20 protein-coding genes and 1 pseudogene are annotated in these 23809 nt (G+C 62.9%); 13 read left to right on the top strand and 8 right to left on the bottom strand.

Annotation, left to right across the window (positions count from 1 at the left end; translation table 11 throughout):
• Positions 1 to 10 precede the first annotated feature (10 nt).
• Both B0G75_RS16115 and B0G75_RS16110 read right to left on the bottom strand, forming a co-directional pair.
• On the bottom strand, positions 11 to 1363 hold the full coding sequence (locus B0G75_RS16115; protein ID WP_106307208.1) for an MFS transporter: 1353 nt from the start codon (positions 1361 to 1363) through the stop codon (positions 11 to 13).
• Between the two features lie 117 nt (positions 1364 to 1480).
• Positions 1481 to 3352 (bottom strand): annotated as a pseudogene (locus B0G75_RS16110) (glycoside hydrolase family 15 protein).
• 199 nt (positions 3353 to 3551) lie between these two features.
• Here B0G75_RS16110 and B0G75_RS16105 point away from each other — a divergent pair.
• On the top strand, positions 3552 to 3923 hold the full coding sequence (locus B0G75_RS16105; protein ID WP_106307205.1) for a hypothetical protein: 372 nt from the start codon (positions 3552 to 3554) through the stop codon (positions 3921 to 3923).
• Between the two features lie 103 nt (positions 3924 to 4026).
• On the opposite strand, the gene B0G75_RS16100 is transcribed toward B0G75_RS16105, so the two are convergent.
• Both B0G75_RS16100 and B0G75_RS16095 read right to left on the bottom strand, forming a co-directional pair.
• On the bottom strand, positions 4027 to 4458 hold the full coding sequence (locus tag B0G75_RS16100; protein ID WP_106307201.1) for a cupin domain-containing protein: 432 nt from the start codon (positions 4456 to 4458) through the stop codon (positions 4027 to 4029).
• The gene (locus B0G75_RS16095; protein ID WP_106307198.1) at positions 4455 to 5138 is read right to left on the bottom strand and encodes an FMN-dependent NADH-azoreductase; all 684 of its coding nucleotides are present in this window, start codon (positions 5136 to 5138) and stop codon (positions 4455 to 4457) included. Before B0G75_RS16095 ends, B0G75_RS16100 begins: the two co-directional genes overlap by 4 nt.
• 236 nt (positions 5139 to 5374) lie before the next feature.
• Between B0G75_RS16095 and B0G75_RS16090 the strand changes: the two genes are divergently transcribed.
• The 5 genes from B0G75_RS16090 to B0G75_RS16070 all read left to right on the top strand — a co-directional run bounded on the left by B0G75_RS16090 (position 5375) and on the right by B0G75_RS16070 (position 10879).
• Entirely contained in the window at positions 5375 to 5812 is a 438-nt protein-coding gene (locus tag B0G75_RS16090; protein ID WP_106307195.1) for a MarR family winged helix-turn-helix transcriptional regulator, read from the top strand.
• 70 nt (positions 5813 to 5882) lie between these two features.
• On the top strand, positions 5883 to 7400 hold the full coding sequence (locus B0G75_RS16085) for an efflux transporter outer membrane subunit (RefSeq protein ID WP_106307192.1): 1518 nt from the start codon (positions 5883 to 5885) through the stop codon (positions 7398 to 7400).
• A 42-nt stretch (positions 7401 to 7442) separates the two neighbouring features.
• Positions 7443 to 8684 (top strand): HlyD family efflux transporter periplasmic adaptor subunit, encoded by a 1242-nt coding sequence (locus tag B0G75_RS16080; RefSeq protein ID WP_106307189.1) that lies wholly within the window; start codon positions 7443 to 7445, stop codon positions 8682 to 8684.
• Positions 8685 to 8764: 80 nt separating this feature from the next.
• On the top strand, positions 8765 to 10327 hold the full coding sequence (locus B0G75_RS16075) for a DHA2 family efflux MFS transporter permease subunit (RefSeq protein ID WP_106307186.1): 1563 nt from the start codon (positions 8765 to 8767) through the stop codon (positions 10325 to 10327).
• A gap of 360 nt (positions 10328 to 10687) precedes the next feature.
• Positions 10688 to 10879, top strand: a complete 192-nt coding sequence (locus B0G75_RS16070; RefSeq protein ID WP_106307183.1) for a DUF2964 family protein — start codon at positions 10688 to 10690, stop codon at positions 10877 to 10879.
• Positions 10880 to 11010: 131 nt separating this feature from the next.
• Here the strand turns inward: B0G75_RS16070 and B0G75_RS16065 are convergent, their stop codons facing one another.
• Entirely contained in the window at positions 11011 to 11706 is a 696-nt protein-coding gene (locus tag B0G75_RS16065; RefSeq protein ID WP_106307180.1) for an HD domain-containing protein, read from the bottom strand.
• 425 nt (positions 11707 to 12131) lie between these two features.
• On the opposite strand from B0G75_RS16065, the gene B0G75_RS16060 reads away from it, so the two are divergent.
• The 6 genes from B0G75_RS16060 (at position 12132) to B0G75_RS16035 (ending at position 18939) form a co-directional block, all read left to right on the top strand.
• On the top strand, positions 12132 to 12998 hold the full coding sequence (locus B0G75_RS16060) for an SDR family oxidoreductase (protein WP_106307177.1): 867 nt from the start codon (positions 12132 to 12134) through the stop codon (positions 12996 to 12998).
• 366 nt (positions 12999 to 13364) lie between these two features.
• Positions 13365 to 14405 carry a cytochrome c oxidase subunit II gene (gene coxB, locus B0G75_RS16055; protein ID WP_106307174.1) on the top strand — a complete coding sequence of 347 codons (1041 nt, stop codon included), beginning with the start codon at positions 13365 to 13367 and terminating at the stop codon, positions 14403 to 14405.
• A gap of 32 nt (positions 14406 to 14437) precedes the next feature.
• The gene (gene ctaD / locus B0G75_RS16050; RefSeq protein WP_181309282.1) at positions 14438 to 16474 is read left to right on the top strand and encodes a cytochrome c oxidase subunit I; all 2037 of its coding nucleotides are present in this window, start codon (positions 14438 to 14440) and stop codon (positions 16472 to 16474) included.
• Between the two features lies 1 nt (position 16475).
• Positions 16476 to 17120: a cytochrome c oxidase subunit 3 gene (locus tag B0G75_RS16045; RefSeq protein ID WP_106307167.1), complete on the top strand. Its 645-nt coding sequence runs from the start codon at positions 16476 to 16478 to the stop codon at positions 17118 to 17120.
• Complete coding sequence (locus tag B0G75_RS16040; RefSeq protein WP_106307164.1) at positions 17105 to 17539, top strand: hypothetical protein; 435 nt, start codon at positions 17105 to 17107, stop codon at positions 17537 to 17539. The genes B0G75_RS16045 and B0G75_RS16040 overlap by 16 nt, the downstream gene beginning before the upstream one ends.
• Before the next feature lie 98 nt (positions 17540 to 17637).
• Positions 17638 to 18939 carry a cytochrome c gene (locus tag B0G75_RS16035; RefSeq protein WP_106308012.1) on the top strand — a complete coding sequence of 434 codons (1302 nt, stop codon included), beginning with the start codon at positions 17638 to 17640 and terminating at the stop codon, positions 18937 to 18939.
• A gap of 62 nt (positions 18940 to 19001) precedes the next feature.
• Here B0G75_RS16035 and B0G75_RS40210 read toward each other — a convergent pair whose 3' ends face one another.
• The 3 genes from B0G75_RS40210 to B0G75_RS16025 all read right to left on the bottom strand — a co-directional run bounded on the left by B0G75_RS40210 (position 19002) and on the right by B0G75_RS16025 (position 22366).
• Positions 19002 to 19220: a hypothetical protein gene (locus tag B0G75_RS40210; RefSeq protein WP_146142519.1), complete on the bottom strand. Its 219-nt coding sequence runs from the start codon at positions 19218 to 19220 to the stop codon at positions 19002 to 19004.
• Between the two features lie 54 nt (positions 19221 to 19274).
• On the bottom strand, positions 19275 to 21116 hold the full coding sequence (locus B0G75_RS16030) for a thiamine pyrophosphate-requiring protein (RefSeq protein ID WP_106307161.1): 1842 nt from the start codon (positions 21114 to 21116) through the stop codon (positions 19275 to 19277).
• A 185-nt stretch (positions 21117 to 21301) separates the two neighbouring features.
• Positions 21302 to 22366: a DNA-binding protein gene (locus B0G75_RS16025; RefSeq protein ID WP_106307158.1), complete on the bottom strand. Its 1065-nt coding sequence runs from the start codon at positions 22364 to 22366 to the stop codon at positions 21302 to 21304.
• Positions 22367 to 22531: 165 nt separating this feature from the next.
• On the opposite strand from B0G75_RS16025, the gene B0G75_RS16020 reads away from it, so the two are divergent.
• A complete protein-coding gene (locus B0G75_RS16020) occupies positions 22532 to 23737 on the top strand; it encodes a tyrosine-type recombinase/integrase (protein ID WP_106307155.1) in 1206 nt (401 codons plus the stop codon).
• The last annotated feature ends 72 nt before the right edge of the window (positions 23738 to 23809 follow it).

Below are 23809 nucleotides of genomic sequence, written 5' to 3'. Positions count from 1 at the left end.
GCCAGCGCCGCTACGACCGAGCCGCCTCGCCTGTCCCCGCCACCTCCCGATCCGAAACCCCCGCCGATGCCTCAAGCGAAGCATCGTGATGCAGCAACAGCACCGCCGCCACCCCGACCAGCCCCGCGCCCGCCAGACACAGCAAACCCGCGCCGAAGCCGCCGGTGCTGTCCTTGATCCAGCCCATCGCATACGGTCCGAAGAAACCCGCCAGATTGCCCAGGGAATTGACCGCGGCGATGCCGCCCGCCGCCGCCGCGCCCGACAGGAACGAGGCCGGCAAGGTCCAGATCACCGGCAGGCAGCCGAAGATGCCGAACCCCGCGATCGACAGCGCGATCATCTTCTGCACCGGATTGTCGAGCCCGGCCGCCGCCGCTATGCCGCCTGCCGCCACCAGCAGCGCAATCGCCACATGGCGTTTGCGTTCGAGCTTGCGGTCCGAATGCCGTCCCCAGAACACCATGCTGATTACGCCGACGATATACGGCAGCGACGTCACGAAACCCGTCTGCAGATTGGTGAGCCCGAACGATTTGACGATTTGCGGCAGGAAGAAACTCAGCCCGTAGTTGGTTGCATTCGCACCGAAATAGATCAGCGCGACCGCGAGCACACGCGGATTGAAAAGCGCCTCTTTCACGCTGAACGTGTGCACCGCTTCGCGATGCGCACGCTCCTGCGCCTGGCGCGCGACCAGCCAGCCGCGTTCGTCGGCGGCGAGCCAGGTGGCATCGGCGGGCTTGTCGGTGAGGTAGGAGAGCACGACGAATGCGAGCACCAGCGCGGGCGCGGCCTCGATCAGATAGACCCACTGCCAGCCGGCCAGTCCGGCGAAGCCGTCCATCGACAGCAAAGCGCCCGAAATCGGGCCGCCGATCACTGTGGACAGCGGAATCGCCGCCATGAAATAGCCGACTACGCGACCGCGATACGCAGCGGGAAACCACAGCGTGAGCAGGAAGATGATGCCCGGAAAAAAGCCGGCCTCGGCCACGCCGAGCAGAATCCGCAGGCCGTAAAACACGTGCGCGGCGGAGAGTCCTGTGAAGCGCGCAATATCTGGGATATACGCCATCGCGCCCGCGAGAACGCCCCACGTGAACATGATTCGCGCGATCCAGCGGCGCGCGCCGAATTTCTCCAGCAGCAGATTAGATGGGACTTCGAAGAAAAAATACGCGATGAAGAAAATCCCGGCGCCGAAACCGAAAGCACTCGCGGACAGGCCGAGCGCCTTGTTCATCTGCAGTGCAGCAAAGCCGACGTTGACGCGGTCGAGATAGGCAATGAAATAACACAGGATCAGGAACGGCACGAGCCGAACCGTTACGCGTTTCATGGTGCGTGCTTCGAGATCCATCGATGTCTCCTCCGGTTTAGCGTCCGGCTGGTTTAAATGATGTCGTTACAGACTAGACGCTGAAAACCGATTCCGGAAGATTTTTGCGCCGTCAGCTGTGCAAGCGATGCGGCCTGTTCAGGTCCACGGAATGTGAACCTTGTCGAGATTGCGGTCGAGCTGATACGCCGCGCTGATCAGCGCGAGATGCGTCAGCGCCTGCGGAAAATTGCCGAGCGCTTCGCCGCTGGTGGCCACTTCCTCGGAAAACAGGCCGACGTGATTCGCGTACGCGAGCATTTTCTCGAACACGAGGCGGCCTTCGTCGACGCGTCCGGCTCGTGCCAACGCTTCCGCATACCAGAACGAACAGGCGCTGAAGCCGCCTTCGATGCCGGGCAAACCGTCGAGTGTCGTGCCGCGCGTGTAGCGGAAGATCAGCGGATCCACTTTCAGTTCGCTGCCGATCGCGTCGAGCGTGCCGAGCCAGCGGGGATCGGTCGGGCCGATGAAGCGCACGAGCGGCATCATCAACGCGGACGCATCGAGCCGTTGCGAATCCGGCGTCTGCACGAACGCGTTCAGGTCTTCGTTCCAGAAGTGCTCGTGGATATCGGCGTGGATTGCGTCGCGCGTGTCGAACCAGCGTTTGAACGGCGCAGGCAGAGAACGCTTTTCCGCCAGACGTAGCGCGCGGTCCACCGTGACCCAGCACATCAGCCGCGAATGGAGCAGAGGCCGCAGACCGTTGCGAAACTCCCAGATGCCGTGGTCCGGTTCGCGCCAGTGTTCGACGACATAGTCGACCGTGCGCGTGACGTCGCGCCAGCCGTCGTGCGAGATCGCGGCGCCGTACTTGTTGTACAGATAGATCGCGTCGAGCAGCGCGCCGTACACATCGAGCTGGACCTGGTCGCGCGCGGCGTTGCCGACGAGCGGCACGCCCGCCACGCCGTTCTCGTTCGACAGCGCCGTGATTTCGGTTTCTTCCGGCGGCTCCTTGCCGTCGATGGTGTACATGACGTTCAGCGAGCCGTCCGAATCGCATTGCCGGCTGCGTCCGGCGATCCATGTCATGAAATGCCGCGCTTCGCCGGTATAGCCGAGGCGCAGCAGCGCGTACACGGAGAACGCGGCGTCGCGGATTCACGTGAAGCGGTAGTCCCAGCGGCGCGAACCGTCGAGCGCTTCGGGGAGCCCGAAGGTCGGCGCGGCGACGATCGCGCCATGCTCGCTGGAACTCAGCAGCTTCAAGGTCAGCGCCGAGCGCATCACGACCTCGCGATAGCGGCCGCGATATGTGGATTGCGCCGACCAGTTTCGCCAGTAGCGGATCGTATCGGTCAACGCCGCTTCGCAATCGAACGACTTTTCGCGCAAGCCTTCGGCATCGCCGAAAACAAAGCTGGCCGTCTCGCCATGGCTCAGCTCGAATTCCGCGTGCGCGGCGCCGTGGTCGAGCGTAAGCGGCAAGGCGCTGTTCAGGCGCAATTGCGTGCCGCCTTTAATGCCAGCGTTGGCGGCGGCGCGAAATTCCACGGCGCCGTTCTTATCGACGTGAGCCGTGTGTTTGCCGCGTGCATAGTCGAAGCGCGGCTCGCAACGCATCCTGAACGCCATGCGCCCATGCACGACCCGCACGACGCGGATCACGCAGTTGGGCAGCGGCGCGGCGGCATCGGCGCCGCTGCCGTCCTCGGGCACGGGCATGAAGTCCATCAGTTCGCACACGCCCTCGGGCGTCATGAAACGGGTCAGCAGGACATTGGTGTCGGGCAGATACATCTGCTTGACGTTGGCGCCTTCGAACGTGGGTTCGATCGAGAAAGCGCCGCCGCGCGACGGTTCGAGCAGGCCGGCAAAAATCGCCGGCGAGTCGATGCGCGGAAAGCACATGAAGTCGATCGAGCCGCGCAGCGAGACGAGCGCCGTGGTCTTCATGTTGCCGATCATGCCGCGCGCGTCGGTCGGCAGGGCGGGTCTCGGTGGAACAGGTCGTTGATCGGGCATGTCTGCACACTCCGTGAAGCGAGCCGCGATGCGCTCATACGAAACCCGTCAGCAACGTCCGTGCCGCGCCGTTCGCGCGGGCCGGGCGGGGATTGTTCGGACGCACGCAACAGTGTTTTCGGGTGGTGAGGCTGATCTCTTGCGCGTGATTGCGGATAATTTCACGATTGGTGAATCCGCAAAAATGTGCAGGTGATACATGTTCAACACTGTCTCAGGCCGCATACCCGAACGGGGCGACGCACCCGGCGATCTCACGGCGCGAAAAGCACTGTCGGGACGGGCGCGTGCCTTTATCGCGGCTATGGCCGCGTGCGCGAGCCTCGTAGGCTGCGCCAGTTCAAGCGACGTGGTCGCCACCAGCAAAGCCAATACATATACAGTCGCGGCCAGCGCGACAGGCGGACGCCTCGCCTGGGCCCGCGCGCATGAGCACGCAATGAGCGAGGCGCGCGACTACTGCGAGCGCCGCGGCATGCAGACCAGCGTGACGACGGAAACCGTCAGCGGCGTGCAAGGACTGACGGAGCATGGGTCGTCGATGAGTTTCGAATGCCATCCGAAGTTCTAGGCGCGTTTTAAGCGACGCCGGGAAGTCGGGCAAGCAGACAACCTGGGCGTAAGAACTCCCGCGCTAGTCCGCTCGCCGATCACACGTTCACCTCGTCGCAGTTTTACTTCTTATCAAACGTAACCAGGTTCTTGTCTTTCGTATCAGCCACGAAAATCGCCAGTAACCTGGCGGGTTCGGTATCACTGGCGTTTTCGCTCACGGTGTGATGCACGCCGGGCTTCTCGGTCCAGTGTTCGCCGGCATGGTAGACGCGTTCTTCGCCGTTATTCACGCGGCTGCGGATCGCCCCCGACAGCACGTAACCGACCACGAAAGCCTGGCCGTGCCGATGCGGCGTCGACTTGCCGCCGGGCGCATAGTCGACGACGAGCGCCGTCATCGTCTTGCCCGGCACGTTGGCGATCGCCTCGGTGAACGCGGGCGTGATTGTTTCGTGCGGCGCACTAGCTTCAGCGGCGAATGCGCAGTGCGCAGTCCCGAGAATGGAGAAGCTGGCGAACGTGGCCGCCGCGATCAATGTGCGGATTTTCATGCTGTGACTCCCGACAAAGCGTTAAAGGTTTCATTGCTCGATTCCGCTGAAGACGACGCCCAGCTCGACGCCACCGCGTCCAGTTCAGCACGCGCGCGCTGAAGCGCTTCAGCGCGCGCGTCAGGATCGGCAAACTGCAACGGCTGGGCATCGACAAAGGTCGGATCGGCCACGCCGAGGAAGCCGAACGCAGCCTTCAGCGAAGGCGTGAGCGCATCCATACCTTCACAAGGCGAACCCGCGCGCAAATCCGCGCCGCGGCTCGTAATGAAGAGCACCTTCTGACGTGAAAGCTGACCGACCGCGCGGCCGTCGTGCGCACTCACATAGGTCAGGCCCGCACGCGTGATGCTGTCGATAAACGCCTTGAACGCGGAGGGCATCGACCAGTTGTACATGGGCATGGCGAAGACGAACGCATCGGCGTCGAGCAGGCGTTGGCACAACGCATCCGAACCGGCCAGCGTCGCCTTCATGGCAGGGGTGCGATCCTGCGCGGCCGTATACGTGGCGATGGCGAACGCTTCGTCGACATGCGGCGGGGTGTCGATCGCGACATCCAGATAATCGACTTCGAACTGCGCGCCTTTTTCGCGCAGGCGTTCCAGAAAATAGCGGCTCAATGCGCGGGAGTTGGACCGCTCGCGCTTGGCGCTGGCGTCGACGTGCATGATCTTCATGATTTCCGTCCTTCCGTGAGTGACTGGATGGTTTAGCGTGAGAGCAGATTAAATGCTCGACTGGCTTTGTGAAATGACCGATTTTGGTTAATTCAAGGTGACCACTTTGATTGGCCCCGGCACCCAATGCAGGAGGGAATAGGGCACATAAATGAAACAGTCATGTGCCGGAAGCGACCCTTGAGAATATCTGACTTTGCAGATAAAGTTAAACGCACTGAACAAAGGGGCACGGAATGAACCACTACACGCCGGACAATTTCAGCCTGACGCTGAGCGTGGGTTTCTCGATCAACAAAGCACGCAACCTGTTGATCAACGAAATGGACGCCGCGCTGAAGGATCTGGACATCACCAGTCAGCAGATGGGCATTCTGCTGTCCATGCGCCGGGGCGTCGCCACCACGCCGTTCGAACTGTCGCGGCTGCTCGGCATCGACACGGGCCTGATGACGCGCATGCTCGACAAGCTGGAAATCAAGGGACTGCTGGAACGCTCGCGCAGCATCGAAGATCGCCGCGTCGTCAACCTGAAACTGACGGATGAGGGCGAGGCCATCGCCGCGCGGCTTCCGGAGATCGCGCCGGTGGTGCTGAACCGCCGTCTGAGGAAGTTTACGAAAGCCGAATTCGAGGAGTTGCGCCGTCTGCTGAACAAGTTTCTCGCAGAGTAGGCGAGGCCGGCCAAACAGGCTGCGAACGCTCGCGGCAATTTTTTCAACCTTATATCTGACAAGTCAGACAATGAAACCACAGTTAATTCCACGGATAGCCGGCTCGCGGATCGCGAAGACCGGCGTGACGGTGATCTTCGCGGCCGTTTTGTCCGCCTGCGCGAATTACGCCGGTATCTCGAGCGACAAGCAGATGGCGCAGCCGCAGACCTACGCGACTCAACAAAGCATTCCGCAGGACAACGGTCATTGGCCGGCCGCCGATTGGGCGGACCAGTTCGGCGACGCGCAACTGAAGGCCTTGCTCGCTGAAGCGTTGAAGGGCAACCCGTCGGTCGAGCAGGCCCGCGCTCGCGTCGCCGCGGCCGCCGCGTACAGCGACACGGCGAAGGCGAGCACCCTGCCGAAAGTCGGCGCGGACTATTCGTTGACGCGCCAGCAGTATTCGGGCACGGCGCTCGTGCCGCCGCCGTACGGCGGTTCGTGGCAAACGGAGAACAAGGGCTTGCTGTCCGCGTCCTACGACCTCGATCTGTGGGGCAAAAATCGTGAAGCGCTGAAAGCGTCGCTGTCGCAGTTGCAGGCGACCGAGGCCGACGAGGAAGTCGTCAAGCTGTCCCTCACCTCGGCCACGGCCCGCGACTACAACCAGCTCGCACGGCTCTATACGTTGCGTGACATCGCGCAGGAGGAAATCACGCAGCGCGAACAGATCGACCGCATTACCGCCGGGCGCATTGCAACGGGCCTCGACACGCAAGTGGAACGCAAGACCGCGCAGGCGAATCTCGCCACCAGCCGCGCGACGCTGGCTGCGATCGACGGCAGCATCGTCACGACGCGTTATCAGTTGGCCGCCTTGCTCGGCGCCGGGCCGGACCGCGGTCTCGCCATCGCGCGTCCGACACTCGGCGTGGGCGACGAAGTGCGTCTGCCCGACAACCTGCCTGCCGATCTGGTGAGCCGCCGCCCGGACCTGGTCGCGGCGAAATGGCGCGTCGACGCACTCACGCACGACGTCAAGGAAGCCAAGGCCGAGTTTTATCCCGACATCAACCTGAGCGCCGCGATCGGTCTCGACGCGTTCGGTTTCGGCCGTTTTCTGACGGCGGCGAGCCGCACGGCGTCGGTCGGCCCCGCGATTCATTTGCCGATTTTCGACGGCGGTCAATTGCGCGCGCAATTGAAAGGGCGTTATGCCGATTTCGACTACGCCGTCGCCACGTATAACCAGACGCTGGTCGCCGCCTTGTCCGAAGTGGCGACGCAACTCGCGCAAATCCGTTCGACGGACGAGCAGCTCGCCGACGCGCAAGCCGCCCAGCAAGCCGCCCGTGGCGCCGATCAGTTGGCGCTCGTGCAGTACAAGGCCGGCCTCACGAATCAGCTGACGGTGCTGAACGCCGACACCACGGCGCTCGCCGCCGACCAGCAGGTCGCGAATCTGAAGATGAACCGGCGCGATCAGCAGATCGCGCTGGCCGCGGCGCTCGGCGGCGGTTATGTCGATAGCGCGGCTTCAGTCGCCAGCAGCGGTGCCGCGGTTCCAGCCGCTTCCGCCAATCCCGTCGTCGCCGCCGCGCGTTAAAGCGCTATCGCGACACCTTGCCAATCTGTCAGGACCCACATCATGAGCGACACCATCAAAACCAGCCGCACGGCGGCGGAAGCGGATCAACCCGTGCAAGCGCAGGCTCCCACGAAGCGCAAACTGCTGCTTTCCTTGCTGGCCGCCACGGTCGTGCTGGCTGGCGCGGGCTACGGCGCGTATTACTACACGAGCGGCCGCTACTACCAGTCCACCGACGACGCCTACGTGAGCGGCAACCTCGTGCAACTGACGCCCCAAGTGAGCGGCACGGTGGTCGCGGTCAACGCCGACGACACGCAGATCGTCAAGCAGGGCGCGCCGATCGTCACCCTGGATAACGCCGACGCGAAGGTCGCGCTGTCGAATGCGGAAGCGACGCTCGGCCAGACCGTGCGCCAGGTGAGCGGCCTGTATGTGAACAACGATTTCTACGCGGCAACCGTCGCGCAACGTCAGTCGGATCTGGCCCGCGCCAACGACGACTTGAAGCGCCGTCAGGCGGTGGCCGAAACAGGCGCGGTGTCCGGCGAGGACATCGCCCATGCCCGCGATGCCGTCAGCTCCGCGCAGGCCGCGCTCGACGCCGCGCGTCAGCAGGCCGAGGCCAACCATGCGCTGACCGACCGCACTTCGATCGAACAGCACCCGAACGTGCAGGCCGCGGCCTCGAAAGTGCGCGACGCCTATCTGAGCTACGCGCGCAACACCTTGCCCGCGCCCGTGACCGGCTACGTCGCGCGCCGTTCGGTGCAGGTCGGCCAACGCGTCGCACCGGGCACTCCGTTGATGGCGATCGTGCCGCTCGACGGCGTGTGGGTCGACGCGAACTTCAAGGAAGGCCAACTGAGGCACATGCGCATCGGCCAACCCGTCACGCTCACCGCGGACGTGTACGGTTCCAGCGTCAAGTATCACGGCCGGGTCGAAGGCTTTTCGGCGGGCACGGGCGCGGCCTTCGCCACGCTGCCCGCGCAGAACGCCACCGGCAACTGGATCAAGGTCGTGCAGCGTCTGCCTGCGCGGATCCTGCTCGATCAGAATGAACTGAACGCGCACCCGCTGCGCATTGGCCTGTCGATGGATGTCGAAGTGGACACGCACGAGGAAACGGGCGCTCAACTCGGCGCGGCGACCAACACCTCGTATCACACCGACGTATTCGCGCAATATGGCGACGAAGCCGACGCGGAGATCGCCCGGATCATCGAGCAGAACATGCCGGCGAAGCACGAAATGGCCGCGAGCCCCACGCAGAAAAACACCGCGCGCAAGGCCGGTTGAACCTGCGACCACCGAGCGCCGTTGTTTCGCGCATTTAACTGATAAGTCAGATAGTTTTGCCTTCCTCGACAGGTGATGAAATGAATGGATCGACGCAGCCCGCCACGCTGCCGCCACTGACCGGCGGCAAGCTGGTGCTGGCGACGCTTGCCGTGGCGCTCGCCACGTTTATGAACGTGCTGGACTCATCGATCGCGAACGTGGCGATTCCGACGATCGCCGGCAATCTCGGCGTCTCGGTGGACGAGGGCACGTGGGTGATCACGCTGTTCGCCGCCGCCAACGCCATCGCGATTCCGTTGACCGGCTGGCTCGTGCAGCGTGTCGGGCAGATCAAGCTGTTCGTCTGGGCGATCCTGTTGTTCGTGCTGTCGTCGTGGCTGTGCGGAATCGCGCCGAATCTGCCGGTACTGCTCGCCGCGCGGGTTCTGCAAGGCGCGGTGGCGGGTCCGTTGATCCCGCTCTCGCAAGCAATTCTTCTCGGCTCGTATCCGAAAGAGAAATCCGCGACCGCGCTCGCCTTGTGGGCGATGACCGCAACGGTCGGCCCGATTGCCGGCCCGGCGCTCGGCGGCTGGATTACCGACAGCTACTCGTGGTCATGGATCTTCTACATCAACATTCCGGTGGGCCTCTTCGCAGCCGGCGTGACGTGGGCGATCTACCGCACCCGCGAAACCCCGACGAAGCGCTTGCCGATCGACAAGGTCGGCTTGCTCTCGCTGATCGCATGGGTCGGCTCGTTGCAGATCATGCTCGACAAGGGCAAGGATCTCGACTGGTTCAACTCGCCGGTCATCATCGCCCTGACGGTGTTCGCGGCGATCAGCTTCGCGTTCTTCGTGATCTGGGAGTTGACGGAAAAGAATCCGATCGTCGATTTGCGCTTGTTCGGCAAACGCAATTTCCTCGGCGGCACGATCGCGATTTCGGTGGCGTACGCGGTGTTTTTCTCCAACCTCGTGCTGTTGCCGCAGTGGATGCAGGAGTATCTGAACTACCGTTCCGTCGATGCGGGTCTGGCCACCGCGCCGCTTGGCATCTTCGCCGTCATTCTCGCGCCGGTCATGGCGAAGATCATGCCGAAGTCCGATGCGCGGGTGCTGGCGACGCTGGCTTTCGTCGGTTTCGCCGGCGTATTCTTCATGCGCTCGAACTACACCACCGGTGTGGATACGTGGACGCTGGTTTTGCCGACGCTGTTGCAAGGTATCCCGATGGCGCTCTTCTTCGTGCCGCTGACCGCCATCATTCTGTCCGGCCTCGGGCCCGACCGGATTCCGGCCGCGGCGGGCCTGTCGAACTTCGCGCGGGTGTTCGCCGGCGCGGTGGGCACGTCGCTGGCCTCGACGGGATGGAACGACCGGACGATCCTGCATCACTCGCAACTGGCCGAGCAGACGAGCGTGAATAATCCGACTTACACGGCCGCGCTGGATGCGCTGCAAAATACTTTGGGCGGCAGTCACGCCCAAGCGATGGCGTTCTTCGAACGTTCGATAAATGCCCAGGCGGCCATGCTCGGACTGAACGATATCTTCTGGCTGTCGGCAGTGATCTTCGTATTGATCATCCCGCTGATCTGGGTGACGAAACCGGATCGCTCCAGTTCGGCCGCGGCGGCGGGAGCGGGTGGTCATTGAAGGCGGCACAGGCGGCGAGCGGCATGGTTACCCGTATTTACTATTGTCTGTTCGCCGCCTACGATAGATTCAGATCTCCAGCTGAAAACGCGCGTGAGCGTCATGGCTGAAATCCGATAGGCGGCTGATAGACCGACTTACAAACAAACTTATAAACCGGCTTGCAACGGGTTCAAGTCGAACCGATGCAAGCGTTCCGACAGGCGCCGTCGATATGTGAGCGAGCTGGCTCATCGCGGTGACCCGAGCGGAAGATCCGAGCGTCGCGCGCAACAGCTGTTGGCATGAAAACACCGTGCGTTCGAGGTCTTCCGTTGTTCCTGTGCGTCTTACGGCACTAACGTCTTGCGGGAGAGCGCCATGATTCGCGCCGAACGTCGGATCGTATTCGCGGCCATTGCGGTATTCGTCGCGCTGGGTGGCATGGCGACGGTCATTCACGGTGTGCTGTTCGAGATTCGCAATGCCATGCTATATGGCGGAATCTCGCTGGTGCTCGGCGTCGCGGTGCTGGCGCTGATGCTGACGCCGCGACCGACGGATAGCTCCTGAAATCAGACTCGTAATCGCAAACTGAAATATTGCCGAGCCGGCAAAAACGGCGCGCCACCGGTTTTCCGTTTGGCGCGCCTTTGAGTTTGCATCGGCTGGCCCGCAACGCGCCGGCCGTCTTGCGCAGACCGTTATTCCGCCGCGGCTCCGTGATTGCATCCCGCGTGATGGACGTGACCCGGCTGGCTGTCATCCCATGCCGAACCGAGAATGATCTTGCAGAAGTTCAGCCGCTTGTAGCTGGGATCTTTCATCTCCAGCACATCGGCTTTGACATTGCCGAACGTGGTTTCGGGTTTGCTGATCGTGCCTTGCGCGAACGCGTCGATGATCAGATTCTTGAAGTCCTGCTCGCGCGGATGCGCGGCCACCACGCTGACGCGCTGTGCGTCGTCGAATTCGTGATACCGCATGCCGAGCACGTCCATTTCGACGCCCGCGGTCACCAGCGAAACCACCGGCTTCAGATGCTCCGGAACGCCCGGCGTGGTGTGAAGCGCGATCGCCAACCAGACCTGTTCGATGTCGTACTCGTTGACGCCATGGCTCTTGAGAAAGTCGCGCGCGGCATTGGCGCCGTCGACTTCGAAGCGATCTGTCTTGCTGGCATAGCCCGGCGTGAGGCCCATGTCATGAAACATCGCGCCGATATACAGCAACTCGGGGTCGTACGCGAGGTTGCGGCGCGCACCAGTCAGCGCACCCCACAGGAATACGCGGCGCGAGTGATTGAACAGCAGATCGTTCTCCGTGTCGCGGACCAGATCGGTTGCGGCTCTTGCGAGACGGCTGTCTGGAATGTGAATGCCGGCAATGGTCGTACTCATCGAATTTCTCCTGGACAAAGATAGTGCCTCGTGAGGCGATGGACTTCGTGTCGTTCGGGCAATGTCCATGCAGCGGTGTGAATTCGTTCGCTGTGAGCACTGTCCGGGGATGTCCAAGTATCCGTCGGAGCCGTGTCGGGATGAGTGGCAATCGACCGGCAAAGCGTGCCAGTGATACGCCGTTTTCTGCCATCCGCGCGCAGGGTTCGCGGCGGACGGCAATTCACGGCGCGCGCTTGTAGCGCCGCCGCCGCTTATTTCGCGGCCAGCGCCGGCTTGCTGGCGATCGGCGAGGCCGCCATCGAAGCCGGGCTCGATAAGTCGATGCGCGCCGACGCGCGCGGGCCCGAACGTTGCTGCATCCAGGCAAGCCGCCGCGTGCTTTTAGTGCGCCGCGTATGTCCATTCGCGCTTTGGAGATTGTCATGACCGACACGCAACGTCCCACGCCACCGTTTTCGAACCAGCAGCAGGACCAGACGCCCGGGCAAACCGCGCCCATGAAACCGCAACCGGATCACGGCGAGAAGTCGTATAAGGGCTCCGGACGGCTCGCCGGCAAGGCCGCCATCATTACCGGCGGCGATAGCGGAATTGGCCGCGCGGTCGCCATTGCATTCGCACGCGAGGGCGCCGACGTGCTGATTGCTTACCTCAACGAAGACGACGATGCACGCGAAACCGCGCGCTGGGTTGAGGACGCCGGCCGCAAGGCGTTACTGCTGCGGGGCGACATCACGAACCCGGCGCATTGCAAGGAGATCGTCGAGCGAGCGGTCGAGGCGTTCGGGCGGCTCGACGTGCTGGTCAACAATGCGGCCTATCAGATGAGCTATCCGTCGCTCGAAGACATCAGCGACGAAGAGTGGGACAAGACCTTCGATACCAACATCGGCGCGATGTTCAGGATCACGCGCGCCGCGGTGAAGTACATGAAACCCGGTGCGTCGATCGTGAATACGTCGTCGATCAATGCGGATCATCCCAATCCGGGGTTGATCGCCTACGCGACCACCAAAGGCGCGATTCAGAATTTCACTGGCGGCCTTGCTCAATTGCTGGCGGAGAAGGGCATACGGGCGAACTGCGTCGCGCCGGGGCCGATCTGGACACCGTTGATTCCGTCGACCATGCCGCCCGAGAAGGTCGAGAAATTCGGTGAGCAGGTGCCGATGAAACGCCCGGGTCAGCCCGCCGAGCTGGCCGCCGCCTATGTGATGCTGGCCTCCGACGAAGCCAGCTATATCTCGGGCGCGACCATCGCGGTGACGGGCGGGGCGCCGATCATCTAAGGCGGTGAAACCGTGGCGCGGGTCACGCTCCGCGCTACAGCGTCCGCCCATGCGTCGCCCAGTAATTTTCGGCAGAGGACACCCGCGAGCGCTAGCTTCAGACGCCACTGGCTTCGATCGGTTCATTTGCACGAGCGAGCAAGCATGGGAGCTTTCGTGCGCGTCGACCAGATCGCGAAGGGTGTGCCTTGCAAATAGTTGACAGCACATTCAAACCGGTTCGTGAACGGTGCGCATCGCCAGTCGGGACGCTGGCGGCGTCGCGGTGCGGCCCGACATTTGCTACCGCGTCCTTACTACAGCGCAGCGTTTTACGCGCGGCATTTCGATTTCGGGTCCGTCGGCGGGGGCCATGAGGAGACATGGATGCGATCGACGACAGCTATTGCCCAGCGCGCTCTTGTCGGCATTGCTCGCGTCGCTTTGACTCTGGCGGCCGCGAGGGCTCAAGCCAGTCACATCGCGCCGCTCAACTATTTCCTCCACGCCGCCGGACCGGCCGCCGCGCCGACCATGCGTTTAGGCTGGGCGATGGCGGCTATTTCGGTCACCGTGACAGTCGTTATTGCAGGATTGCTGATCGCCGCGATCGTTCGCAAGCGTCCTGCGGCGGCAAGCGACTCGCTCGATGCCGAAGCCGGCGGCATGCGCTGGATTTACATCGGCACGGGCGTGTCGTCGGTGGCCTTGCTCGCGATGCTGGTCTATGTCCTCATCACGCTGGAGTCGGTTGCAACGCCTGCCACGCATCCACAGCTGAGCATTACCGTGACCGCGTACGACTGGTGGTGGAAAGTCGACTACGCCGACGATCCCAATCCGGCGCGCAACTTCAGCACCGCCAACGAGATCCACATTCCCGTCGGCGAGCCCGTGAAGATAGCGTTGAAAAGCGCGGACGTCGTGCACGCTTTCTGGGTGCCCCAACTCGCGGGCAAAACGCAGACGATCCCCGGCCAGACCAACGAGCAATGGTTCCAGGCCGATCGAGCGGGTATCTATCGCGGGCAATGCTCACAGTTCTGCGGCGCCCAGCATGCGCACATGGCTTTTGAAGTGGTCGCGCAGAGTCCTGCCGATTTCAGCGCGTGGCGCGACGCGCAGGGCCGACCGGCGGTAGCCGCGACCGACAGCAGTGTCGCCGCGGGCCGTCGTCTGTTCGCCGAGCGCTGCGCGGGCTGTCACACGATTCGCGGCACGGATGCGGACGGTCTGCAAGCGCCCGATCTCACGCACCTGAATTCGCGCCGCCTGATCGCGGCGGGGGCGGTGACCAATACGCCGGATCATTTGCTCGACTGGATTCAGCACGCTCAGTCGATCAAACCCGAGGCGCTGATGCCGAGCATCGCGCTGAGTGCCGGCGACGCCGCCGCGCTGTCGGCCTATCTGGCCACGCTGCATTGAAAACTTAGGCGGCAATCAGGGAGCGTCTTTCAATGTCCGACCACGCGAGGCCAGATTCGACACCAGGCGCACGGCAAGCCGCGGTACACGGTGCGGCAATGCCACTCACGCGCACGCCGCAATACGGCCGCGTCACGCCCGGCAGTGCCGAAGAAAAGCGTCTGCGCGAGATCTGGGAAGCGCCGCCGGGTTGGCGCGGCTGGCTCTCGACGGTCGATCACAAGACCATCGGTCTGCGCTATCTGGTGACCGCGTTCATCTTCCTGCTGATGGGCGGCATCGAAGCGCTCATCATGCGCATCCAGCTGGCGCGGCCCAACGCGACAGTTCTCACGCCCGAGCAATACAACCAGCTTTTCACGATGCACGGCGTGACGATGATTTTCCTGTACGCATTGCCGGTGCTGTCAGGCTTCTCGAACTATTTGTGGCCACTGGTGCTCGGTTCCCGCGATATGGCTTTTCCACGTTTGAATGCGCTCTCGTACTGGGTGTTCCTGTTTGCCGGCATCTTCCTGTATGCGAGTTTTCCGACGGGACAGGCGCCGGATGCCGGCTGGTTCAACTACGCGCCGCTCTCCGGGCTCGAGTACAGCACCGGTCCGAATATCGATGTCTACGCGCTCGGCATGGTGCTGCTCGGCATCTCTACAACGGTCGGCTCGATGAACTTCGTGGTCACGCTGCTACGGATGCGCGCGCCCGGCATGTCGCTGGACCGCATGCCGGTGCTGGTGTGGGGCACGCTCACGGCGTCGGGCGGCAATCTGCTGGCGGTGCCGTCGGTGAGCCTGGCGTTCTTCCTGTTGTGGCTCGACCGGCGCATCGGCACGCACTTCTTCGACGTGCTGAACGGCGGGCGTCCGCTGCTCTGGCAACACCTGTTCTGGATCTTTGCGCATCCGTGGGTCTATGCGGTCGTGCTGCCGGCTATGGGCATCGTCTCCGATGCGTTGCCGGTATTCTGCCGGCGGCCGCTGGTCGGCTATGGGCCCGTGGCGCTCTCGACGGTCGCGACGATGGTGATCGGTTTCGTCGTGTGGATTCACCATATGTTCGCGACCGGGATTCCGGCGCTCGCGCTGTCGTTTTTCGGCGCGGCCAGCATGGTGATCGCGATTCCCAGCGCGGTCGCCACCTTCGCGTGGATCGCGACGATCTGGACCGGCCGGCCGGTGTTTCGCGTGCCGTTCCTGTTTTTCGCAGGCTTCGTGTTTCTGTTCGTGGTGGGCGGCGTATCCGGCGTGATGACCGCAGCTGTGCCGTTCGACTGGCAGCTCACCGACACGTACTTCGTGGTCGCGCATCTGCATTACGTGCTGCTCGGCATCAACGTGTTTCCGGTGATCGGCGGCATCTATTTCTGGTTTCCGAAATTCACCGGCAGGATGATGAGCGAGCGGCTCGGCAAGTTCGGTTTCTGGGTGCTGTTCGCCGGTTTCAATATCGCCTTCTTTCCGATGCATATCGCAGGTCTGCTCGGCATGCCGCGACGCATCTATACGTATCCCGCCGACATGGGCTGGAATACGGTGAATCTCGTTACGTCGCTGGGGTCGTTTCTGTTCGCGGCGGGCGTGTTGATTTTCATGATCGATCTGCTGGTCAGCCTGAAACGCGGCAAACCGGCCGGCGACAATCCCTGGGACGCGCCCACGCTCGAATGGTCGGTGAGTTCGCCGCCACCGCCGTACAACTTCGCGGTAGTGCCGACGCTGGCGAGCCGTCATCCGCTATGGGAAGGCCGCATCGAGGAGCCGGGCGGCACGCTTCACGCGCGCTCGCAACTCCATGAAGGCTATCTGCTCGCGCAAGGCCGCGAGGCGCTCGGTACGAGCGCTCTCGAAGCGAATCCCGACGTGATCCTGAAGATGCCGGGCGATTCGTACGCGCCGTTCTGGCTTGCGGTGTTCGCGACGCTGGTGTTCGCGGGACTCGCGATGAGCGCGTGGACATTTGCCGGCGCGACGCTGATGGGGTGTGCAGTGTCGATCATCGTCTGGCTGTGGCCCGAACGTGCGTTGATCCAGCGCGAACCGGCCACCGTTCATGACGCGGGGGGAGATTGACATGAGCGACGCCGCCAATTTGACCCAAACGTCCGCCCAACCGGCCGAGCCTTTGCCGATCGGCAGCGCGGGCGAACGCTCGGGCGGCTGGTGGGGCTGCCTCACGCTGATCGCAACCGAAGGCGCGTTGTTCGGATACCTGATCTTTTCATATCTCTATCTGGCCTCGCAGAGTACGCAGCGCTGGCCGCCTGAAGGCCTGCCGAAGCTCGGCCTCGGCATCACGAACACGGCGATTCTGCTGTCGAGCAGCGTGTTCGTCTGGCTGTGCGAGCGCTGTGTGAGGCGCAGGCGCTTGAGGCGGGCCGTGGCCTCGATGGCGCTGGGCGTCCTGCTCGGTATCGTATTCGTGGGCATTCAGTTGCTCGAATGGCACGATCATCCGTATGGGCTGACGACGCATCTGTATGGCTCGCTGTATTTCACCATCACGGGATTCCATATGGCGCACGTCGTGGTTGGGATCGTCGTGTTGCTGTTTTTGCTGTTGTGGACCGCACTGGGCTATTTCGACGAGAAACGCTGCGCGGCGCTGACCATCGGCGGCCTGTACTGGCATTTCGTCGACGTCGTGTGGTTGTTCATCTTCAGCACGCTGTATCTGACGCCTTACCTGTTTCGGAATCTGTCATGGCCGGGAGCATGAAGCCGCCGCTGAGCGGCGAATCGTCCGCCGTGTCCATGCGACATGTGCTGGTCGGCCTGCTGGTCGCGCCGTGTGCATGGCTCGCACAGACGGTCATCGCTGAGACGCTGGCCGCGCAGAGTTGTTATCCACTCGACCAGCCGCTGGCGTCGCCGGCACTGCCGTGGATGAGGCCAGCGCTCGTCGTCATTAGCGCGTTATGTCTCGCGGCCGGCGCGTTTGGCGCGCTGACGGCCTGGCGAAACGTTCGTCGTCTCGAAGCAGCGAAAGAGGGCGCCTCGGGCGGCGCAAGCCGGAGGCGCAGCGGACTCGACGTGTTCCTGACACGCATCGCCGCGATGAGCAGTGCGTTGTTTCTGTTCGCGTTGATTGCAACCGATATCGCACTGGCGCTCGTGTCGCCGTGCAAGTGGTCGTGATGATGCGCGCGCGTAATCCGTTTGTTTCACTACGCCGCGAAGGCCCGCATAGGCGATGGCTTCGGCATGGCCCACGCGTTGCCGCCGCGATGCTCGCCATGACCCTCGGCGCGCCTGCTTCCAGCTACACCGTAGCAGGCGCCGCATTCGGCAGCGCAACGTCGGCCGACGCCGCACAGATCGCGCGCGGCGCCTATCTCGCGAAGGCCGCCGACTGCGCAGGCTGCCATACGGCCGCGCCACGCGTCGTGCGGCCCGGCACGGCGCCGATTCCGGGGGCACCGTTCGCCGGCGGTCTCGGCATGGGCTCGCCGTTCGGCACGATCAATTCGTCGAACATCACGCCAGACCCGCAGGCAGGTATCGGTCTCTACAGCTACGACGACTTCGCACGTGCATTGCGCGACGGCGTTGCGCGAGGCGGCAAGCGGCTTTATCCGGCGATGCCGTACCCATCGTTCGCTAAGATCGACGATAACGACATGCACGCGCTCTACGCTTATTTCATGCATGGCGTGCGGCCGGTGGCCACGCCGGCTCCGCCAACCCGGTTGCCGTTCCCATTCAACCAGCGCTGGGCGCTCATGTTCTGGGACTGGGCATTCGTGCCGGGCGAGCGCTTCAAGCCGGAAGCAGGGCGCGACGCGCAATGGAATCGCGGCGCGTATCTCGTGCAATCGTTGGGACACTGCGGCGCGTGCCACACGCCACGCGGGCCGGCTTATGAAGAACGCGGCTACACCGAGGCGAGTCCGCTTTATCTGACCGGCGGCACCAACGATCACTGGTTCGCACCGAACCTCACAGGCGACGCCGGTTCAGGCCTGGGCCGAAGCTCCGCGGAGGATATCGCCGCTTTCCTGAAGCACGGCCACGGCGGCGGCCTGGTCACGTTCGGCAGCATGGTTCAAGTGGTGGAAGACAGCACGCAGTATCTCGACGATGCCGACCTCGCGGCCATCGCCACTTATCTGAAGAGCCTGCCGCCGCGCGCTCAGAGCGGGCACTTCAATGCAGGTTCGCGGGGCGCGCTTCAGAGCGTGCAGGCGCTGAAAACAGGTGAACTCGAACGGCCAGGCGCGGGCATCTATGCAGCGTATTGCGCGCGCTGCCATCAGTCGGACGGCGCGGGCGTACCGCAAAAATATCCGCGCCTTGCGGGCAATCCGGCCGTGCTCGCTCCGCAAACGACCTCGCTGGTACGTCTGCTCGTTGAGGGCGGGGGCAGTCCGAGCACGGATGGCGGTCCTGAGCCGCGCAAGATGCCAGCCTTTCCGGACAAACTGACCGATAGCGAACTCGCGCACGTTCTGACCTTCATCCGCAACACGTGGGGCAATGCGGCAGAACCGGTCACGACTCGTGACGTGTCCGCGGTGCGGCATGCCTTGCACAAATAGCGGCCGTGGAAGGCATGCATGTAGCGTCGGCAATTGCGCGATCGCTTATCAGCGTGCGCGGCTCACTTTTTTACCGAATCAGGAGGAATCGGGTTTTTGTCCTGAGACGAGTCGAGCGTGTTCTCCGATGCCGGATGCCGCCGCTTTTCCTTTGCGTCTTGCGCGCTTTGAGCGGTGTCTTTTAGTGACGCGTCGCTCCTGGCTGATTCGTCAGAAAGGGGCTTGCGATGCCCTTGGTGTTCGGCGGCATCGTCCGGGGTCTGTTGAGCGGCGTGCTTCATGGTCTACCTCACATAAAAGACGGCGGCGTCGGCCGAGCCGTCATGACGCGTTGTCTATTTGTCGTGATGGCCGGGCAGCACCGCGCCGAGCACCTGTTTGGCCGTCTCGACGATCACGTTGCCCTGGTCCGGGTCGCCCTTCATCAAGGTCGACGCGAACGCCTTGGCTTGCGCGAGCGTGATATGCGGCGGCAAGGGCGCGATATTCGGATCGGCTTTGACTTCGATGAGCACCGGGCAATTCGAGGCGAATGCTTCGTCCCATGCCGCGCCCATCTGCTCGGCGTCGTCGACATAGATGCCCTTCAGGCCGATCAATTCGGCAAACTTGTGATAGGGCACCGAGGGAATATCCTGCGATGCCTCGAACTTGGGATCGCCTTCCATCGCGCGCTGCTCCCACGTGACCTGGTTGAGATCGCCGTTGTTCAGCACCATGCAGATCCAGCGCGGATCGGCCCAGTTTTTCCAGTACTTCGACACCGTGATCAACTCCGCCATGTTGTTCATCTGCATTGCGCCGTCGCCGACCAACGCGATCACGGGCCGTTCAGGAAAGGCGAACTTGGCGGCGATCGCGTACGGCACGGCCGCGCCCATCGACGCGAGTCCGCCGGACAGCGAACACATCATGCCGCGCTGCACCTTCAGGTCGCGGGCGTACCAGTTCGCGCACGATCCGGAATCGCTCGTGACGATGGCCTCGGCGGGGATGCGTTTGGACAACTCCCACACCGTGCGCTGCGGATTGACCGCGTCCTTGCCGGGTTGATGCGCGCGCTTCTCGAGCGTCTTCCACCAGTCGGCGGTCCAGCCTTCGATCTTCTTGCGCCACGCGCGGTCCGGCTTTTCTTCGAGCAGCGGCAGCAACGCGCGCAGGGTTTCGACACTGTCGCCGACCAGGTTCACTTCCATCGGATAACGCAGGCTCAGCATGTCGGCCTTAAGGTCGATCTGCACGCCGCGGGCCGCACCTTCTTTCGGTAGAAACTCTGCATAAGGAAAGCCCGAACCGATCATCAGCAACGTGTCGCATTCGGTCATCAGGTCGTAGCTCGGCTTGGTGCCGAGCAGGCCGATCGAACCCGTGACCCAAGGCAGATCGTCGGGCAGGGCGGCTTTGCCGAGCAGCGCCTTGGCGACGCCGGCACCGAGTTTTTCGGCGACGGCGATGACTTCGTCGGTGGCATTCAAAGCGCCGGCGCCGACGAGGATCGCGACTTTCTTGCCAGCGTTGAGGACATCGGCGGCTTGCTGGAGATCGTCGGGATAGGGCACGAGACGCGGCGCGCGGTAGCCCACGCCCGAATGCAGCGTGCCGTGTTTGCGGCCGGGCGCTTCGTAGGGCAGATCCTGCAGATCGTTGGGCAGCACGATAGCGGTGACCTTGCGCTCGGAGAGCGCAACGCGCACGGCACGGTCGACCAGATGGCGAACCTGAGCGGGAACGCTGGCCTGTTCGACGAAGGCGCCGGCGACGTCCTTGAACATCGAGACGAGGTCGAGTTCCTGCTGATAATGGCCGCCGAGGGCCGCGCGGGCTTGCTGGCCGACGATGGCGAGGACCGGCATGTGATCCATCCGCGCGTCGTACAGACCGGTAAGCAGGTGCGAGGCGCCGGGCCCCGAGGTGGCGATGCACACACCGAGCTCGCCGGTAAATTTCGCGTGCGCCGCGGCCATGAAGGCAGCCATTTCCTCGTGACGGACCTGGATGAATTCGATCGGAGCCGGTGCTTCGTTGTCTTTGTCTTTGCGATATTTGCGGGCTTCGGTTTGGGCGCGGTTGAGGGCCCCGAAGACGCCGTTGATGCCGTCGCCCGGATAACCGTAGATGCGGCGAACGCCCCAGGCATGGAGCCGTTCGATGATGAAATCGCCAACGGTGTCGGCCATCACTCTCTCCTTGAAAACGATTAGAAGCGGCGACGTTCCCGGCGATGCAGCGGTGCGCTCCCGCCGTTCGTCGCGTATTCCTGCTTCGCCTGTCGCAAGTCCCGTTCCGCGGTATTGCAGGTTGTAATCGTCAAGGATGGTGTTCGATGAGCGCGCCCTGCGCGCGACATGCGGCGCCAGTTATTTCACTGGCCTTCGGCGGTCGACCTGCGAACCGCTGCCGTTTCCGTGAACTTCAGATCGCGGCGCACGCTCCGCCTTCTGGCTGAAGAGGGACGGCGAGGAGAGGGTGAGGGCGTAGCAGCGGGGCGCCCGCTTTCCACCAGTTGATGAGACAGCGCTTCGAGCTTTTTGCGAAGGAGTTCGCTCGCCGCTATCTGTTCGTTGAGCGCAATTTGCCGCGACGCCAATTCTCCTTCGACGTTCGAGCAACGTGTCAGCGACGTCGCCAACTGTGTTTTCGCCGCAGTAAGGGCATCACGCAGCTGGTCTCGCTCCACCTGATACGTGGCTTGAGCCTCGGCCATCCGATCGAGGGCGGCTTGTAGCTCGTGCCGCGTCTGGCGCGCGGCCGTCCGCTCGCTGTCTATCTCGAGAAGCGCCCGCTTTTCAGTCGCGGCGAGGCGCTGTTCGCTCTGAGTGTGCATGACACGCAGCTTGCTCAATTCGTCGGCGAATTCCCGTCTGGCGTCGGACAGCGCCGTCGAGGCGGCCGCGCTTTCCTTTCTGGACTGCGCGAGTTGCTCGGTCAGCATGGTTCTGGCGGTTTCCAGTTCGACCAGGCGAGCGAGCAGTTTCGCGTTTTCAGTCCTGACGTCGGCCGTGTCACGGGATGCCTGCTCGGCGGCAGCGAGCGCAGTGTCGCGTTCTGCAGCCAACCCTTGTACGCGTTCGCGTGCCTCGGCAATTTCGCGCTGGGCGTCCTGCCTGAAGGCTTCCAGCGCCGCATTTGCCGCGTCGCCGGATAGCCGCCAAAGCGTCGCCGCCAATTCGCCGGCGGCCGTCGCGACTTCGGCTGGCAAATCCGGTTGCCCGACATCGACCCGCGTCTTGTCCCGGACTTCCGTCCAGAAGTCTCGCAAGGCTTTCGCCGGCGCGCTCATGCTGCCTTTGCGAACCAGTTGATAGAGCTTGTTCGCTGTCGGCGTTTCTCCGTAACGGAAGAACATTAGCGCGCAAACCTCACGGTAGAGCTCCTGCGTGTCCGGGACGCGTTCGCGCAGCGCTTCAATTTCGGCTTCGAGAGGCATGGGAGTCCTTTGGCGGCTGATTTGTCCTGATGTGTTGATAATACAACGTATAACGTTAAATAACCAATTTTACACTATTTACTACACGACATTAGTACTATAATGTCGTTTAGTTGGTATTAGACGCTTTTCGCATCGAACCTTGCCTTTGGGACCTCTAAAACCGTGCCTGATGCTCAACTTGTCACCGTTCAGCCCGTCGAATCGCTCGTCGTTCCCGAAATTCTCGACGGTCGCGACGGCACCAATCGTGGCGTTGCCGGCGGCTCGCAACTGTCGGCCACCAACGATCTCGACGCCGTGCGCGCCTGGCTTTCGAATTACGCCGACACCAGAACAACGTTCGACAACTACCGCAAGGAAGCTGAGCGGCTGCTGCTGTGGGCCGTCGTGCAACTCGGCAAACCGCTGTCGTCGCTGACGCATGAGGACCTACTGATGTTCAAGGGCTTTCTCGTCGATCCGCAGCCGGCGGCTCGCTGGGTGTCGAGCACGGGCGGCAAGTTTCCCCGCGGCGACGAGCGCTGGCGTCCGTTCAACGGGCCGCTGTCGCCGGCAAGCCAGCGTCAGGCGTTGATCATCCTGAATGCGATGTTCACTTGGCTGGTCAACGCCGGTTATCTGCGAGGCAATCCCATGGCGCTGCTTCGACAGCGCGCCAAACGCTCCGCGCCGCGCGTAACGCGCTACCTGTCTACGTCGCTGTGGGATGAAGTGAAGGTGTTTGTCGAACAACTGCCGCGCGAGACCGCTGACGAGCGCGCCTATTACGCCCGCAGCCGCTGGCTGACGACGCTTTTCTATCTTCAGGGCATGCGCATATCTGAAGTCGCGGGCGGGAAAATGGGGGACTTTTCCCGGCGACTAGGCGCTGATGGCAAGGATCAGTGGTGGCTCGAAACGCTCGGCAAGGGAAACAAGGAGCGCATTGTCCCCGCCTCGCCCGAACTGATTCAGGAAATGCGGCTTTACCGGACAGAAAATGGTTTGGCGCCGCTGCCCACTCGCAGTGAAGAAACGCCCTTGGTCATTCCATTCAGAGGCCGTAACCGATGTTTGTCCCGTTCCGCCATTCACGACGCGATCAAGAGCATTTTTGGCAATGCGGCCAGGTGGTTGCGCTCGAAAGGCGCTGAGTTCTCCGATCGGGCGGATGAACTGGAGCGAGCCTCGGCGCACTGGCTTCGGCATACCGCGGGTTCGCATCAAGCGGATGGCGGTGTGGATCTGCGCACGATCCGTGACAACCTGGGCCACGTGTCGCTCAACACGACCAGCCTCTACCTCCACACCGAGGACGATGCGCGCCATCGCGAAACGGTGGATCGCCACCGCATGAACTGGGACGATTCCAAGCCTGAGGGAAAGTGAGGCTGATTTCGATGGGCAGCGCGAGGATCGATAGACACTTCTCTGCCTATCGATCCCTTCCGGCCCTGGCCG

Source organism: Paraburkholderia sp. BL18I3N2, from assembly GCF_003001875.1.
GTDB classification, from domain to species: domain Bacteria; phylum Pseudomonadota; class Gammaproteobacteria; order Burkholderiales; family Burkholderiaceae; genus Paraburkholderia; species Paraburkholderia phytofirmans.
The sequence above is the reverse complement of the archived record's forward strand: the minus strand, read 5'-3'. Positions and strand labels throughout refer to the sequence as shown.

Excerpts from the sequence above, each read along its gene's own strand:
- B0G75_RS40210 (WP_146142519.1), bottom strand. The coding sequence starts at position 19,220 with ATGAAGCACGCCGCTCAACAGACCCCGGACGATGCCGCCGAACACCAA.
- B0G75_RS16030 (WP_106307161.1), bottom strand. The coding sequence starts at position 21,116 with ATGGCCGACACCGTTGGCGATTTCATCATCGAACGGCTCCATGCCTGG.
- B0G75_RS16045 (WP_106307167.1), top strand. The coding sequence starts at position 16,476 with ATGAGCGACGCCGCCAATTTGACCCAAACGTCCGCCCAACCGGCCGAG.
- B0G75_RS16040 (WP_106307164.1), top strand. The coding sequence starts at position 17,105 with ATGGCCGGGAGCATGAAGCCGCCGCTGAGCGGCGAATCGTCCGCCGTG.
- ctaD (WP_181309282.1), top strand. The coding sequence starts at position 14,438 with ATGTCCGACCACGCGAGGCCAGATTCGACACCAGGCGCACGGCAAGCC.
- B0G75_RS16035 (WP_106308012.1), top strand. The coding sequence starts at position 17,638 with ATGACCCTCGGCGCGCCTGCTTCCAGCTACACCGTAGCAGGCGCCGCA.
- B0G75_RS16105 (WP_106307205.1), top strand. The coding sequence starts at position 3,552 with ATGTTCAACACTGTCTCAGGCCGCATACCCGAACGGGGCGACGCACCC.
- B0G75_RS16090 (WP_106307195.1), top strand. The coding sequence starts at position 5,375 with ATGAACCACTACACGCCGGACAATTTCAGCCTGACGCTGAGCGTGGGT.
- B0G75_RS16085 (WP_106307192.1), top strand. The coding sequence starts at position 5,883 with ATGAAACCACAGTTAATTCCACGGATAGCCGGCTCGCGGATCGCGAAG.
- B0G75_RS16100 (WP_106307201.1), bottom strand. The coding sequence starts at position 4,458 with ATGAAAATCCGCACATTGATCGCGGCGGCCACGTTCGCCAGCTTCTCC.
- coxB (WP_106307174.1), top strand. The coding sequence starts at position 13,365 with ATGCGATCGACGACAGCTATTGCCCAGCGCGCTCTTGTCGGCATTGCT.
- B0G75_RS16065 (WP_106307180.1), bottom strand. The coding sequence starts at position 11,706 with ATGAGTACGACCATTGCCGGCATTCACATTCCAGACAGCCGTCTCGCA.
- B0G75_RS16095 (WP_106307198.1), bottom strand. The coding sequence starts at position 5,138 with ATGAAGATCATGCACGTCGACGCCAGCGCCAAGCGCGAGCGGTCCAAC.
- B0G75_RS16075 (WP_106307186.1), top strand. The coding sequence starts at position 8,765 with ATGAATGGATCGACGCAGCCCGCCACGCTGCCGCCACTGACCGGCGGC.
- B0G75_RS16025 (WP_106307158.1), bottom strand. The coding sequence starts at position 22,366 with ATGCCTCTCGAAGCCGAAATTGAAGCGCTGCGCGAACGCGTCCCGGAC.
- B0G75_RS16060 (WP_106307177.1), top strand. The coding sequence starts at position 12,132 with ATGACCGACACGCAACGTCCCACGCCACCGTTTTCGAACCAGCAGCAG.
- B0G75_RS16080 (WP_106307189.1), top strand. The coding sequence starts at position 7,443 with ATGAGCGACACCATCAAAACCAGCCGCACGGCGGCGGAAGCGGATCAA.
- B0G75_RS16115 (WP_106307208.1), bottom strand. The coding sequence starts at position 1,363 with ATGGATCTCGAAGCACGCACCATGAAACGCGTAACGGTTCGGCTCGTG.
- B0G75_RS16070 (WP_106307183.1), top strand. The coding sequence starts at position 10,688 with ATGATTCGCGCCGAACGTCGGATCGTATTCGCGGCCATTGCGGTATTC.